The 14,341-nt window shown below is 45.4% G+C and carries 14 protein-coding genes; 12 read left to right on the forward strand and 2 right to left on the reverse strand.

The window, feature by feature from the left end; translation table 11 throughout:
* Window positions 1–100: 100 nt before the first annotated feature.
* Window positions 101–1,654, reverse strand: coding sequence for a hypothetical protein (locus C7475_RS19445; protein WP_110055068.1), 1,554 nt, complete (start codon window positions 1,652–1,654; stop codon window positions 101–103).
* Between the two features lie 217 nt (window positions 1,655–1,871).
* On the opposite strand from C7475_RS19445, the gene leuC reads away from it, so the two are divergent.
* The 5 genes from leuC (at window position 1,872) to C7475_RS19470 (ending at window position 7,423) form a co-directional block, all read left to right on the forward strand.
* Window positions 1,872–3,269: a 3-isopropylmalate dehydratase large subunit gene (gene leuC / locus C7475_RS19450; RefSeq protein WP_110055069.1), complete on the forward strand. Its 1,398-nt coding sequence runs from the start codon at window positions 1,872–1,874 to the stop codon at window positions 3,267–3,269.
* Between the two features lie 10 nt (window positions 3,270–3,279).
* Window positions 3,280–4,038, forward strand: a complete 759-nt coding sequence (locus tag C7475_RS19455; protein WP_110055070.1) for a methyltransferase domain-containing protein — start codon at window positions 3,280–3,282, stop codon at window positions 4,036–4,038.
* Window positions 4,039–4,077: 39 nt separating this feature from the next.
* Window positions 4,078–4,677 (forward strand): 3-isopropylmalate dehydratase small subunit, encoded by a 600-nt coding sequence (leuD, locus tag C7475_RS19460; RefSeq protein ID WP_110055071.1) that lies wholly within the window; start codon window positions 4,078–4,080, stop codon window positions 4,675–4,677.
* A gap of 99 nt (window positions 4,678–4,776) precedes the next feature.
* Window positions 4,777–5,856, forward strand: a complete 1,080-nt coding sequence (leuB, locus tag C7475_RS19465; protein WP_110055072.1) for a 3-isopropylmalate dehydrogenase — start codon at window positions 4,777–4,779, stop codon at window positions 5,854–5,856.
* Window positions 5,857–5,914: 58 nt separating this feature from the next.
* Window positions 5,915–7,423, forward strand: a complete 1,509-nt coding sequence (locus tag C7475_RS19470) for a 2-isopropylmalate synthase (protein WP_110055073.1) — start codon at window positions 5,915–5,917, stop codon at window positions 7,421–7,423.
* Between the two features lie 48 nt (window positions 7,424–7,471).
* On the opposite strand, the gene C7475_RS19475 is transcribed toward C7475_RS19470, so the two are convergent.
* On the reverse strand, window positions 7,472–8,134 hold the full coding sequence (locus tag C7475_RS19475; protein ID WP_199236261.1) for a M15 family metallopeptidase: 663 nt from the start codon (window positions 8,132–8,134) through the stop codon (window positions 7,472–7,474).
* Window positions 8,135–8,306: 172 nt separating this feature from the next.
* Here C7475_RS19475 and C7475_RS19480 point away from each other — a divergent pair, with 172 nt between their 5' ends.
* The 7 genes from C7475_RS19480 to fucP all read left to right on the forward strand — a co-directional run bounded on the left by C7475_RS19480 (window position 8,307) and on the right by fucP (window position 14,224).
* Window positions 8,307–9,089 carry an SDR family NAD(P)-dependent oxidoreductase gene (locus tag C7475_RS19480; RefSeq protein ID WP_199236262.1) on the forward strand — a complete coding sequence of 261 codons (783 nt, stop codon included), beginning with the start codon at window positions 8,307–8,309 and terminating at the stop codon, window positions 9,087–9,089.
* Window positions 9,090–9,170: 81 nt separating this feature from the next.
* A complete protein-coding gene (locus C7475_RS19485; RefSeq protein ID WP_146217599.1) occupies window positions 9,171–9,920 on the forward strand; it encodes a hypothetical protein in 750 nt (249 codons plus the stop codon).
* 59 nt (window positions 9,921–9,979) lie between these two features.
* Window positions 9,980–10,831 (forward strand): fumarylacetoacetate hydrolase family protein, encoded by an 852-nt coding sequence (locus tag C7475_RS19490; protein ID WP_110055075.1) that lies wholly within the window; start codon window positions 9,980–9,982, stop codon window positions 10,829–10,831.
* A 5-nt stretch (window positions 10,832–10,836) separates the two neighbouring features.
* Window positions 10,837–11,169, forward strand: coding sequence for an L-rhamnose mutarotase (locus C7475_RS19495; protein ID WP_110055076.1), 333 nt, complete (start codon window positions 10,837–10,839; stop codon window positions 11,167–11,169).
* Window positions 11,170–11,243: 74 nt separating this feature from the next.
* Window positions 11,244–12,071 (forward strand): amidohydrolase, encoded by an 828-nt coding sequence (locus C7475_RS19500; RefSeq protein WP_110055077.1) that lies wholly within the window; start codon window positions 11,244–11,246, stop codon window positions 12,069–12,071.
* Between the two features lie 35 nt (window positions 12,072–12,106).
* Window positions 12,107–12,889, forward strand: coding sequence for an SDR family oxidoreductase (locus C7475_RS19505; RefSeq protein ID WP_110055078.1), 783 nt, complete (start codon window positions 12,107–12,109; stop codon window positions 12,887–12,889).
* 36 nt (window positions 12,890–12,925) lie between these two features.
* A complete protein-coding gene (gene fucP, locus C7475_RS19510; RefSeq protein WP_110055079.1) occupies window positions 12,926–14,224 on the forward strand; it encodes an L-fucose:H+ symporter permease in 1,299 nt (432 codons plus the stop codon).
* Window positions 14,225–14,341 lie beyond the last annotated feature (117 nt).

Genomic DNA, 14,341 nt, shown 5'->3' on the forward strand with positions numbered 1-14,341 from the left:
TTAGATACCGCTTAGATACCGCTAATCCTACGTTAATCCTACGTTCATGAACGTAGGATTAACGTAGGATTAGCGGTATCTAAGCGGTATCTAAGCGGTATCAGATCCTCTTTTCCTTACGGACAAATTTTCTCCGGATGATCTCCTGAACAGGTATACCCTCGATCTTGCTTTCCAGCCAGGAAATGATATCCAGGTACAGGAAGGAGCGTCGTTCGTAGGGGTTCTGGGACAACTGTACCAATCTTTCTTTCAGATCGGCAAAGGCGCTGCGTAATGCTTTGGGATGCGCATAAATATTCCGCCGTAAAAATTTCAGGATCTCCTCCATCATCTGCCCGAGGTCTTTGTTCTTGGCAATGAAATGGTATACAGATTTGATAAGATATTCCACCAGGCTGTAATTTTCCAGCTCATAGTGGGCTATCAGGTGGAGGATGCGTGCAAAACATTGAATATCAGCACGTAAATTTCCTATTCTAAGGTGAATGATCTTATTCAGATAATCGATGGCCTTGTTATTATCACCACTGCCGAAGTACAGACAGGCTATTTTATAATAGAATAACAATACACGGTGCTGGTCTATTTTCAGCTGATGCTCGGCTATTTCTGTTTCCAGTTGTGGCACAAGCGATAATCCATCGCTGAACGTACCTTCCAGGAAATACCTGTTAATACGGGCCGTATATACATACACGAAGGCCGATGTCTTGGTATTTTCGTTAAAGCCCTCCTGGTTATCTGTAATGAAGGTTTCCAGCTCATCCAGGTCCCGCATGAACTTCTCATGGTTCATGGTATAAAAGTGGGCGGTCAGCAGGTTGTGCATGGCCTTTATGTACAGTTCAACGTCCGTCCGCTGCAGAGAGGGATATTCCTTGAACAGGTCCACCCATTTCTGGGTGTAGCGGTAAAACATGACAAAGTCCTGGAGAATGTAATAATACCAGCTGTAAGCCTGGTAGAGATGGATCTTCTCATAGAAACTCATGCCTGTACCACAGTTGGGGGGAAGTTCCTGTTCGAAGAACATTTTCACCATGTCTGCGTCTTTGGCGTCACGGGCATGGCCCAGTTTCAGGTATAGGCCGTACATCCGGAGGGCCAGGGTGGACAGACGGCTTATATTGCTGAGTCTCAGTTCTATTTGACGGGATTCGGCACTCAGTTCGTCGGCCCGGTTTTCCAGGCTTCGGGTAATGTGCCGGCTCTCGATCTGTTTTTCGAATTCTATAATTTCATAGCTTAGCATTACCTCTTCCTGCTCAATAGCCATGCTTTTAGCCCGGGAAAGTATCCTGAGGCTCTGGTTATAAAGCCCTTTACTGTATAACACACGCGCGTAATCTAACTGTTCCCGCAGGTCTATCAGTGGGTCTTTTTGCTTATATAACAAGCGGAGGCTGGTCAGTAATTGCTTGTATAGGTGTGCCTTTACATTGCTCAGCTGCTGCTTTTTAATAGCGGGTATCTTCTTGAGGATCAGTTCTTCATCATACTCCTTTAATTTGTCCAGCGTATTGAAAAGTTGAATGAAGAGAACGTCCTCCTTAGTGTTATTTTTATTAAAAGCAAGTTGGAAATTCCGCTTTTCGGCTTTTGTAAGTGTTTTAATTAATATAAAGAGGGCGTCGTGCTGGTTGTTGGACATCGTTAATAATGTGTTATAATTGACTGACAATCAAAACTATAATCGATGTCAGGCGTAGTTATATATCGTAATTAAGTCAAATTTAGCTATATGGTAATTGCCTTTGACTATTAGCTTTGAAGGTACAAACCAAACAAGGAAGCACAAAATTATCAATTTCGCCGATGCCTGTGTCTGATGATCCTGGCAGAAGGCGTTACAAAATGTAAAATTACGGATGGGAAAAACATTATTTGACAAGATCTGGGATAGCCATGTAGTGGTTAGCAAACCCGGCTTTCCGGATGCAGTATACATCAATACGCATTTTATTCACGAAGTGACCAGCCCGCAGGCTTTCGACGGACTGCGTAAAAGGGGCATACCGGTTTTCCGTACTGCTAAAACCAGGGCTACGGCAGACCATAATGTACCCACTATTGACCAGCACCTGCCTATTAAAGAGGCGCTGAGCCGTAAACAGGTAGAAATGCTGACCACCAATACTGCCGAATTCGGCGTGGAGCTGTATGGTCTGGGACACCCTTATCAGGGTATCGTACACGTGATCGGGCCAGAGCTGGGTATTACCCTGCCGGGGATGACCATCGTGTGCGGCGACAGCCACACCAGCACACACGGTGCTTTTGGTGCAATTGCCTTCGGTATCGGTACTTCCGAGGTGGAACAGGTACTGGCTACCCAGTGTATCCTGCAATACCGCCCGAAACGTATGAAGATCGAGGTGAACGGTAAATTAAAGAAAGGTGTGGTGTCGAAGGATATTATCCTGTACATCATCTCTAAAATATCCGCTTCCGGTGCTACCGGCTACTTTGTGGAATACGCCGGTGAGGCCATCCGCAGTCTGAGCATGGAAGCCCGTATGACCATCTGTAACATGAGTATCGAAATGGGTGCACGTGGTGGTCTGATCGCTCCTGACGAGACGACTTTCGAATATATCAAGGGCCGTGAGTTTGCGCCTAAAGGTGCAGACTGGGACAAGGCACTGGGTTACTGGAAAACACTCTACACCGATGCTGATGCAAATTTCGATGTAGTACTGACCTTTGATGCAGCCGATATCGAGCCAATGATCACCTATGGTACTAATCCTGGTATGGGTATCGGTGTTACCCAGCATATCCCTTCACTGGATAGCCTGGATGAGAAAGAAAAACCATCTTTCAAAAAATCACTGGAATATATGGGCCTGGAAGCCGGCAGTGAACTGCTGGGCAAAAAGGTGGATTATGTGTTCATCGGTAGCTGTACGAATTCCCGTATCGAAGACCTCCGTATGGTGGCCGACTTCGTAAAAGGAAAGAAAAAAGCTGACGATGTAGTGGTTTGGATCGTACCAGGTTCCAAACAGGTAGAAGCACAGGCAAAGAAAGAAGGTATCGATAAGATATTTGAAGAAGCAGGTTTCAACTTACGTCAGCCAGGTTGCTCTGCATGCCTGGGTATGAACGAAGATAAAGTACCGGCCGGCATGTATTGTATCTCTACTTCCAACCGTAACTTCGAAGGCCGTCAGGGACCTAATGCCCGTACCTTCCTCGCAAGCCCGCTGTCAGCAGCAGCAGCAGCAATTACCGGTAAAGTAACAGATGTAAGAGAACTGGTATAATCACTGAAAAATGTCCTGGAACGCAGAATTATATAAGGAAAAACATGCTTTTGTATTTGGTCATGGCAATAGCCTGATCGAATGGCTGGAGCCAAAGGAAGGGGAGAACATCCTGGACCTGGGCTGTGGTACCGGCGAGCTGACATCGCAGATAGCGGCAAGTGGAGCAAAGGTGACAGGACTGGATAGTTCTGCCAGCATGATAGCGAGTGCGCAACAGCATTTTCCGGATGTGACTTTTAAAGTGGCGGATGCAACTTCCTTCTCATTGCCGGAAAAGTTTGATGCGGTATTCTCTAATGCTACCCTGCACTGGGTACGCCAACAGGAAAAAGCGCTGGACCGCATCTGGAATCACCTGAAGCCCGGCGGGCGGCTGGTGCTGGAAATGGGAGGTAAAGGGAATGTAGACGACATTATGGGAGCGCTGGAGAAAGCAATGCAGAACAAGGGCTATAGCTACAAAGCATTCTGGTATTTCCCTTCAGTAGGAGAGTATACATCCCTGCTGGAAGAATATGGTTTCAGAGTGAACCAGGTACATTACTTTGACCGTGAAACTGAACTGGCAGATCCTGAGAACGCAATTGTTGAATGGCTGCAGATGTTCGGAGCACATTTCTTTGAACAGGTACCGGAACAGGACAGGCTGCCTATCCTGCAGGAGGCACAGGAAGCATTACGTGCAACTAACTTCCGCGATGGTAAATGGTATTCAAAGTATGTGCGTTTACGTGTAAAAGCAGAAAAAATTAATTCGGATCTTTAACTTGTAAAATGAAAGACCTTCTGTGGAAGGCTATAAATAATGAGTAAGAATTTTCAACACCTGGTTTCCACCGCAGTTCCTATTGCGATAGAAAATATTGATACTGATCAGATCATCCCTGCCCGATTCCTGAAGGCGACTACAAGGGACGGCTTTGGAGAAAATCTTTTCCGTGACTGGCGTTTTGAAAGCAACAATGAGCCTAAGAAGGACTTTGTGCTGAACAATCCGATCTATAAAGGTGAAATCCTGGTAGCAGGTAAGAACTTTGGTTGTGGTTCCTCCCGTGAGCACGCTGCCTGGGCTATCGGCGACTATGGTTTCAAAGTAGTGATCAGCAGCTTCTTTGCTGACATCTTCAAGAACAATGCGCTAAACAACTTTATCCTGCCTATCCAGGTGACTGACGAGTTCCTGGACAAGATCTTCTCTGCGATTGAAAAAGATCCTGCTGCCAAACTGGAAGTAGACCTGGAAAAGCAATCACTGAAGATCACTGCTACTGGTGAAGAAGCAAAATTTGACATCAATCCTTATAAAAAAGCCTGTCTTATCAACGGCTACGACGATATTGACTACCTGTTGAGCCTTCGTAAAGAAATCGAGACCTACGAAGCCGGCCGTGAGTTTAATTTTTAACATTTTACTTCAGCCGTTTCGCCGTACTTTTCGAAGGAACGGCAGACCGCTGTGGTATGCAATGAAGTAAAACATCAATTCAAATCAACTGTAAACTAAATGGGCGTAGACAAAAAGATACTGGTAATTCCCGGTGATGGTATCGGACAAGAGGTGACTGCATGGGGACAGAAAGTACTACAAACAATTGCTGAAAACTACAAGCACAACTTTGTTTTTGAAGAAGGCATAATGGGGCATGTTGCGATCGAAGCTACCGGTAATCCGCTGCCTGACGAAACATTGGAAAAAGCCCGCAAAAGCGATGCGATCCTCTTTGGTGCTATCGGTCATGCCAAATATGACAACGATCCTACGCTGAAAGTACGTCCTGAACAAGGGCTGCTGAAGATCCGTAAAGAGCTGGGCTTATATGCCAATCTGCGGCCTATTAAGTTGTTTGATGAATTGCTGGAAGCATCCAGCATTAAACCGGAAATACTCCGTGGAGCAGATATTCTGTTCTTCCGTGAGCTGACCGGTGATGTGTACTTCGGTGAAAAGAAACGTTCAGAAGACCGTAATACTGCTTCTGACCTGATGATCTATCATCGTTATGAAGTAGAACGTATTGCCCGTAAAGCATATGAAGCAGCGCGCAGCCGTCGTAAGAAACTGTGCTCTGTGGATAAAGCGAATGTGCTGGAAGCAAGCCGTCTGTGGCGCGAAGTGGTACAGGAACTGGCAAAGGAATATTCCGATGTGGAAACAGAACATATGTTCATTGACAATGCAGCAATGCAGCTGGTGAAAGATCCTAAACGTTTTGATGTGGTACTGACAGCAAACCTGTTTGGCGATATCCTGACTGACGAGGCCTCACAGATCGCAGGTTCTATGGGTATGCTGGCATCAGCTTCTGTAGGCGACAGCACTGGTTTCTACGAGCCTATTCACGGTTCCGCGCATGACATTGCAGGTAAGGGCATTGCCAATCCATTGGCATCTATCCTTTCTGCTGCGCTGATGCTGGATATTTCCTTCGGACTGAAAACAGAATCATTGCGTGTGATCAAGGCTGTGGAAGCAACATTGAAACAAGGCTTCCGTACGATGGATATAGCGAATAAACATACGGAAAATCATCTGGTAATGGGTACAGATGCAATGGGAGCAAAAGTGCTGGAAAATCTGAACTAGTTCTTTCAACACAATTGCCTGATTAAAGTAAATTCTCCAATAACACAAATAATTTAAGATGAGCGATAAAAATCGTGTATACGTCTTCGATACTACTCTCCGTGATGGTGAACAGGTGCCTGGCTGTCAGCTGACAACTGTTGAAAAGATCGAGGTAGCTAAAGAATTGGAAGCGCTGGGAGTAGATGTTATTGAAGCCGGGTTTCCAATTTCCAGCCCCGGCGATTTCCAGAGCGTGGTTGAAATATCCAAAGCGGTAAGCGAACCGGTGATCTGTGCGTTGACACGTGCAAACACAATGGATATCGATGCTGCTGCTGAAGCGCTCCGCTTTGCGAAACGTAAGCGTATCCATACAGGTATCGGGGCATCCGATATGCATATCAAATATAAATTCAACAGTACCCGCGAAGACATTCTGAAACGTGCGGTAGATGCTGTGAAGTATGCCCGCAAGTATGTGGATGATATTGAATTCTATGCAGAAGATGCCGGCCGTGCGGATAACGAATACCTGGCTAAAATGATCGAAGCGGTAATTGCTGCAGGTGCAACCGTAGTAAACATTCCTGATACGAATGGTTATTGTCTGCCTGACCAGTATGGCGCTAAGATCAAATACCTGATGGATAATGTATCCAACATTGATAAAGCGATCATCTCCGTGCATTGCCATAATGACCTGGGTCTGGCTACTGCCAACACTATCGCAGGTGTTATGAACGGCGCACGCCAGGTAGAATGTACTATCAATGGTATCGGTGAACGTGCAGGTAATACTTCTCTGGAAGAAGTGGCGATGATCCTGAAAACACATCATGGACTGGGTTACCACACAGGTATCAATTCAAAACGCATCTATGGTATCAGCAACATGGTTGAAACAATGATGCGTATGCCTGTACAGGCTAACAAGGCTATCATTGGCCGTAATGCTTTCGCTCACAGTTCCGGTATTCACCAGGATGGTGTGTTGAAACATCGTGAGAACTATGAGATCCTGAATCCTGAGGATGTAGGTATACCTTCTAACTCTATCATCCTGACAGCACGTAGTGGCCGTCATGCGCTCAAGCATCACCTGGAACGTCTTGGTTATAAACTGGACAAGATAAACCTGGATGAAGTATATCAACGCTTCCTCGTAATGGCCGATCAGAAGAAGGACATTAACGATGCTGACTTGCAGGAGCTGATGGGGGATGGTGATGATAAGAACTATGATGATAAAGCGATCAAAGTTACATTGCTGCAGGTAGTATGTGGAGATCCGCTACGCCCGATGGCTACTGTGAAACTGAAGATCAACGGTGAAGAGAAAGAAGCAAGTTCCGCAGGTAATGGTCCTGTAGACGCAGCTATCAATGCTATTCACGAGATCATCAAAGACGAAATAGATATTGATGAATTCAATATCCAGTCTATGCGTGGTGGTAGTAAAGATGTGAGCAAAGTGAACATGCGTGTGAAACACAATGGCCAGTCTTATTATGGCTATGGTTATTCCACCGACATTGTGAATGCCTCTATACATGCATATGTAGATACACTGAACAAGATCTATTAAGCACCATTGATATGAATGTAAGTGCCCTGTCGACCGACAGGGCATTTTTTATTTGATATCCTTAAAAGAGATGTTCATCAATGGGTACCGTTTGTGATCTTTCAGAAAATAATGCCACCATTCAGTATATAGTGGTGCAAAGCCATGCTGCTCCATAATACTGCGTAACAAGGCTCTGTTGGCTGCTACTGTGGAATCAGGTTCTGCATAATCGTGATGGGCCTTTTCTGTGAAGTCGTCGTAACCTGTCGGCATGGGAAGGGGCTTCCCGGTATGCAAGTCTATAATGGTGAGGTCTACTGCAGCACCACGGTTATGTCCGGAACCTGCATGAGGATCGGCTGCATAACGGTCGTCCGGAACGATCTCCCACATCTTCTCTGTCACACTATAAGGACGATAGCCGTCAAATATCAGTAGGCCCAATCCCTTTTTATTTAATTCAGTTTGCACAGCCTTTAAAGCTTTAGCTGCGGGCAACCGCAGGTATACGGCAGCATAGGGGTACAATACCTGGTGTGTGAAATTATTGGCGGTGGCATAACGGACATCCTTGCGGATGTTAGGAATATAAGCCGTAACATCTACAAATGCCTGGTTACTGTCAGCGGCTACGAGTTCCTTATATAATGTAACCGTATTGACCACGGGCAAGTCATATTTATTCAGCGGGATCTTTTGTGCATATGCTGAGTAAATATTATTTGTCAAGGTGACATATAAGACTAAAATAGCCGCCTTTAGGGTAATCCTATAATTGATTTTCAACCGTTTTTTATTTAAATATTCATAAATATGGTAATAAAGTACAAATTACTGGTAAAAAAGGATAGCTTTTACCTTGTGAAAAGGGTTATTTTAGAACCCTTAAATAAGACAAATTATGAACCTGTTTAGATTAGACAACAAAGTGGCTGTGATCACCGGCGGTGGCAGCGGCATAGGACAGGCAATTGCGAAGGTATTTGCAGCACAGGGTGCCAATGTGCACATCCTTGAGCTGAACGAGGACGGAGGAAAGCAAACAGCGACAGACATCGCTGCAGCAGGAGGGAAGGCGCAGGTGCATGGCTGTAATGTTGCCCAGCAATCATCCGTAGTAGCCACTATGGATAAGATCATAGCGGCCGCAGGACGTATTGACATCCTGGTGAACTGTGCGGGCATCGCACATGTAGGCAAGCTGGAAACCACTACGGAAGAAGATCTGGACAGGGTATATAATGTGAATGTTAAAGGTACATACAACTGTATGTATGCAGTTATAAAACAAATGAAGGAGCAGAAAAGCGGTGTGATCCTGAACATCGCGTCTATCGCATCCAGTGTGGGTATTCCTGACAGGTTCGCCTACTCTATGAGTAAAGGAGCGGTATTGACCATGACCCTTTCTGTAGCGAAAGATTATATCCAGGATGGCATCCGTTGCAACTGTGTATCTCCGGCGCGTGTGCATACGCCATTTGTTGACGGGTTCATTGCAAAGAACTACCCTGGCAAAGAGCAGGAAATGTTCGATAAACTGTCTAAGACACAGCCGATAGGCCGTATGGCGAAACCGGATGAGGTGGGCACACTGGCTTTGTATCTGTGCGCTGATGAAGCAGGTTTTATCACCGGTTGCGATTATCCGCTGGATGGTGGATTTATCAGGCTGAATAATTAAGAATTACAAAATGTAGTTACGAATGGCGGATTAGTTATATTCGTAATTCACATTCTTAATTCCGAACTAATGTATAATTCCATGAAGGCTTGGCCACTATTACTTTCAGCAACCTTATTCTTTGCCTGCCACGAGCAACAGGAACGATCATCTAACGAAATAGAAGATACCTCTTCTGCGGGGGAGGCCTTCCAGCCAGCGAAAGCGGCAGGAAAGGTGACAGTCTCCTTTCCCGTGACCGATACCACAGAGATCAAGATCCTCTTCGAACTGGATGGAAAGACAAAGGAAAAGAGCTTTGAGCTGCCATTGGCGAAGGACCTTGAAGAGAAGGACCTGTATCGCCTGGTATGGGACAAGCCTAACAGCTGTTACATTGGTGTGCTGAAGCAGAAAAATGGGACCCGTTATTATCACGCAAGTGTGGATGACAAGGGATATCTGCAGATCAACCATGTAGGAACGCCACCCGCAGGTGTATGGCAGTTTGCAGAGAATAAGATGGGATTGGGTAAAGTAACTGTATCTGCTAAGAACAAACTGGAAGACAGCTATAAAAAGAACGTGCAATCCGGCAGGATCATCGCAGACTTTATTGTCAGGGTTATACCGCTGGAAAGGAAAGATTCTGTACATGTTTACGCTGAATTCGGCGGTGCGAACAGGACCTTCTCACAGCCGGTTCCTGAAGGTTTTAAACCGGGCCTCCTTGTATCTGCGGATAATCCGGCACAATGTTCTTTTGTATTAGAGCATGATGGTAAACTGACTCCCATAGCAGAGATCGCGGTAGAAGGCGGGCATTTGCAGATCAATAATTTAATAAGATAACAACATGTGCTGCGAAAGCAGTCATTACATAAAGCAACAAGTAAACAGCAATTTTTAATATGAAACTGATCAGATTTGGTTTACCAGGTGCAGAAAAGCCGGGTATAGTAACAGAAGCAGGTACATTCGATGTAAGTGCATTTGGAGAAGACTTTGGCGAGAAATTCTTTGAGACCGATGGTTTACAGCGCCTGGCCGCATGGTGGGAAAAGAACAGCGGCAGCTGTGCACAGGTACCAGCAGGCACCCGCCTGGGACCTTGCGTACAAAGGCCTTCCAAGATCATTTGCATCGGGTTGAACTATGCTGACCATGCGAAGGAAACCAATGCGCAGATCCCTGCGGAGCCGATTGTATTCTTTAAGAGTACATCTGCATTGGTAGGCCCAAATGATGATCTGATCATCCCCCGAAACAGCGAAAAAACTGACTGGGAAGTGGAACTTGTTGTTGTGATCGGCAAAAAGGCCAGTTATGTGGAAGAGAAAGATGCGCTGAACTACGTAGCGGGTTATGCATTGCATAATGACTACAGTGAACGTGCTTTCCAGCTGGAACGCGGCGGACAATGGGTAAAAGGAAAGAGTAACGATACTTTCGCTCCACTGGGCCCATGGCTGGCTACGCAGGACGAAATCAAAGACGTGAATAATCTGCGACTGTGGCTGACCGTAAATGGCAAGACCATGCAGGACGGTACCACTGCTAACCTGATCTTCAAAATACCTTTCCTGGTATCTTACCTGAGCCAGTTCATGACACTGCTTCCGGGCGATGTGATCTCTACCGGTACACCAGCAGGTGTAGGGCTGGGTATGAACCCACAGGTTTATATTAAACCAGGCGATGTGATCGAACTGGGTATTGATGGATTAGGCAGCTCGAAACAAACGGCTGTTGCGTATAAATAGTTACTATGAAACGTTACTGTCTGGCGCTGGACCTGGTCAATGACCCGGTCCTGATCGCCGAGTATGAAGCGTACCATCGCAAAATATGGCCTGAGATACAAAAGAGCATCGTTGATAGCGGTATCACCAATATGGAAATATATCGCATCATGGACCGCCTTTTTATGATCATGGAGGTGAACGAAAGTTTCTCTTTTGAGGCGAAAGGCGCGGCAGATGCTGCCAATCCTAAAGTACAGGAGTGGGAGCAGCTGATGTGGAAGTATCAGAAAGCTTTACCGGTGGCCAAACCGGGTGAAAAATGGCTGATGATGGACAAGATCTTTTCACTACATTGAGTAAACAGGAAACAGAAAACAGAAAGGAAGTATAGCTTATATCACTGAGGAAGGAAGATAAACGTTATGAAATAATGATTATAGACGCACACCAGCATTTCTGGCAATATCACCCCGTAAAAGACGCCTGGATCACTGACGATATGAAAGTGATACAGGAAGATTTTTTACCACATCATTTGCATCCTGTGTTGCAGGAAAATGGTGTGGATGGTTGTGTTGCTGTACAGGCAGATCAATCGGAAACTGAAACCGGCTTTCTACTTGATCTGGCCGCTCAACACAATTTCATTAAAGGTGTAGTAGGATGGGTCGATCTTCGTTCGGATGACCTGTCTGAAAGACTGGAACATTTCAGCCGTTTTGAAAAGCTGAAAGGTTTCAGGCATATTGTCCAGGGAGAGCCTGATCCGGCCTTTATACTCAGCAATGATTTTTGTAAGGGTATACAGGCACTATCAAAATATAATTTCACATACGATATACTGGTGTATCCTGTACAACTGCCCGCTGTTGCGGCGTTTGTACAGCAATTCCCTGATCAGCGGTTAGTCATTGATCATATGGCGAAACCGTATTGCAAAACGGGAGATATTACGGAGTGGGAAACACATATGCGTGCTGTTGCCCAACATCCGCATGTCTATTGTAAACTCAGTGGATTAGTAACAGAGGCTGACTGGCAGAACTGGGAAGCAGTACACTTCAGACCTTTCCTGGATGTAGTACTGGAAGCCTTTGGCCCCGAACGCCTGATGTTCGGTTCTGACTGGCCGGTATGTAAACTGGCCGCCAGTTACGAAGAGGTAAAGGGAATTGTTACTGATTATATCAGCCGTCTTTCCACTACAGAAAAGGCGGGTATCATGGGGGGAAATGCTGTCAGATTCTATGGTCTGTAGTACCCCGGTTCAATTAAAACAAATAAACGATTCACATGGATCTCGGATTAAAAGATAAAGTATTTATAGTTACAGGTGGTGCTAAAGGTATTGGAGAAGCTATTTCCAAACTGATCGCTGCAGAAGGCGGGATCACCGTGATTGCAGGCAGAAGTACTGAAGATAACGATAAAACAGTAGCTGCTATTATTGCTGCCGGCGGCAAAGCCGTTGAAGTAACCGCTGAACTGGGAGAAGCAGCTGCATGTAAAAAAGTGATCGATTTTACCGTTGAGAAATACGGCCGCATTGATGGCCTGGTGAACAACGCAGGCGTAAATGACGGCTGTGGTCTGGAAAGCGGTAGTCCGGAGAAGTTCATGGCGTCTTTGCAGAAGAACATCTCTCACTACTACAACCTTGCGCATTATGCGTTGCCTCATCTGAAAGCTACGAAAGGTAATATCGTTAACATCGGTTCTAAAGTAGCAGATACAGGTCAGGGAAACACTTCCGGTTATGCTGCTTCCAAAGGTGGTATCAATGCGCTGACCCGTGAGTGGGCGGTAGAGCTGATCCCTTATGGTATCCGTGTAAATACCGTGATCCCTGCGGAAGTATGGACGCCGCTGTATGAAACCTGGATCAACTCTTTACCAAATCCGAAAGAGAAGCTGGCTTCTATCGTAGCAAAGATCCCGTTTGAACAACGTATGACCACTTCAGAGGAGATCGCCAACATGACTGTGTTCCTGCTGTCCAATTTATCATCTCACACCACTGGTCAGATCGTATATGTAGACGGTGGTTATACACACCTCGACAGGTCTATCAGCTAGTTGCCAACAGCAATTTTCATCATATAAATTATACATATGGCCGGAGCCGCAATGCCCACTTCCACAGTTAAGGCAAACACCGATACAAAAAAGAGTTACCTGTTCCCGTTTATACTGGTGACCAGTTTATTTTTTCTCTGGGCGCTGATCCACAATATGAGCCCTATCCTTATTCCACACCTGAAAAAGGCTTGTCAGTTGTCAGATATGCAATCTGCATTTATTGACTCTGCGATATATGCGGCTTATTTTCTGATGGCATTGCCGGCAGGAGCGGTCATGAAGAAGTTTGGATATAAGAAAGGGATTATCTGTGGACTTTTTATGTTTGCGCTAGGGGCCTTTTTGTTTATTCCGGCCGCGAATGCGCGCGAATATAGTTTCTTCCTGGTGGCGCTGTTTATCATCGCTACTGGTCTTACGTTTTTGGAAACAGCTGCAAATCCCTACGCGTCTGTACTAGGGAATCCGGATACGTCTACACAGCGTCTAAATCTTGCACAATCATTCAACGGTTTAGGGGCTGTGATAGGACCTCTTTTAGGTTCCAAATTTATTCTGACAGGTACCGAACTGACTAAAGAACAGCTTAGTAGTATGTCTCCCGCCGCGTTAGATCAATATTTGGTGGGAGAAGCAGGCACTGTAAAAATTCCCTATTTGGTGATTGGTATCGTAGTGCTGTTGGTAGCGGTGTTCTTCGTTTTTACCAAAATGCCAGAAGTGACCGAGCAGGAAGACACAAGCATAGATGCAACCGCTGGTGCCAAAGGCAGCATATTCAGGCATCGTCATCTGATTGCAGCTGTAGTTGCTATGTTCTTTTATATAGGCGGACAGGTAGGTGTAAATGCATTTTTTATCCGTTTTTCAAAATATACCGCAGGCATTGGTGAAAAAGAGGCAGCTGCGATGTTAGGTTATGCATCAGGCGTAGGCTTTATGATAGGACGTTTCTTTGGTACATTTCTGATACGCAAAATTAAGCCACAAGTGTTACTGACGACATATGGTCTTATAAATGTCGTATTGATCCTCATTGCTATGACCACCAAAGGTCAGATAGCAGTATGGACAGTACTGGCAGTACCATTCTTCATGTCCATCATGTTCCCTACTATTTTCTCACTGGGTATTAAAGGCCTGGGAGGTGATACGAAGTTTGGATCATCACTGATCATTATGTCTATTGTGGGTGGGGCTATTTTCCCTCCGTTAATGGGACTGATCTCTGATAATTCGAATATACAGATGGCGTATATACTGCCGTTAATATGTTTTGCGGTAGTGGTATGGTTTGGTGCGAAGGGGTATAAGTTGGATAAAGCACACTGAGAATAGATTGAATAAAAAGGAGAGAGGGCGTCAGGCAACTGGCGCCCTTTTCTTATTTTGACACGACACCAAATAATATGAAATTCCTGGTATTTAATGCACAGATTTTCATAGGTA

The organism is Chitinophaga sp. S165 (assembly GCF_003182155.1).
In the GTDB taxonomy this organism is placed as follows: Bacteria; Bacteroidota; Bacteroidia; order Chitinophagales; family Chitinophagaceae; genus Chitinophaga.

Coding starts and splice junctions, on each gene's coding strand:
- C7475_RS19445 (WP_110055068.1), bottom strand. CDS start 1,654: ATGTCCAACAACCAGCACGACGCCCTCTTTATATTAATTAAAACACTT.
- leuC (WP_110055069.1), top strand. CDS start 1,872: ATGGGAAAAACATTATTTGACAAGATCTGGGATAGCCATGTAGTGGTT.
- C7475_RS19455 (WP_110055070.1), top strand. CDS start 3,280: ATGTCCTGGAACGCAGAATTATATAAGGAAAAACATGCTTTTGTATTT.
- leuD (WP_110055071.1), top strand. CDS start 4,078: ATGAGTAAGAATTTTCAACACCTGGTTTCCACCGCAGTTCCTATTGCG.
- leuB (WP_110055072.1), top strand. CDS start 4,777: ATGGGCGTAGACAAAAAGATACTGGTAATTCCCGGTGATGGTATCGGA.
- C7475_RS19470 (WP_110055073.1), top strand. CDS start 5,915: ATGAGCGATAAAAATCGTGTATACGTCTTCGATACTACTCTCCGTGAT.
- C7475_RS19480 (WP_199236262.1), top strand. CDS start 8,307: ATGAACCTGTTTAGATTAGACAACAAAGTGGCTGTGATCACCGGCGGT.
- C7475_RS19485 (WP_146217599.1), top strand. CDS start 9,171: ATGAAGGCTTGGCCACTATTACTTTCAGCAACCTTATTCTTTGCCTGC.
- C7475_RS19490 (WP_110055075.1), top strand. CDS start 9,980: ATGAAACTGATCAGATTTGGTTTACCAGGTGCAGAAAAGCCGGGTATA.
- C7475_RS19495 (WP_110055076.1), top strand. CDS start 10,837: ATGAAACGTTACTGTCTGGCGCTGGACCTGGTCAATGACCCGGTCCTG.
- C7475_RS19500 (WP_110055077.1), top strand. CDS start 11,244: ATGATTATAGACGCACACCAGCATTTCTGGCAATATCACCCCGTAAAA.
- C7475_RS19505 (WP_110055078.1), top strand. CDS start 12,107: ATGGATCTCGGATTAAAAGATAAAGTATTTATAGTTACAGGTGGTGCT.
- fucP (WP_110055079.1), top strand. CDS start 12,926: ATGGCCGGAGCCGCAATGCCCACTTCCACAGTTAAGGCAAACACCGAT.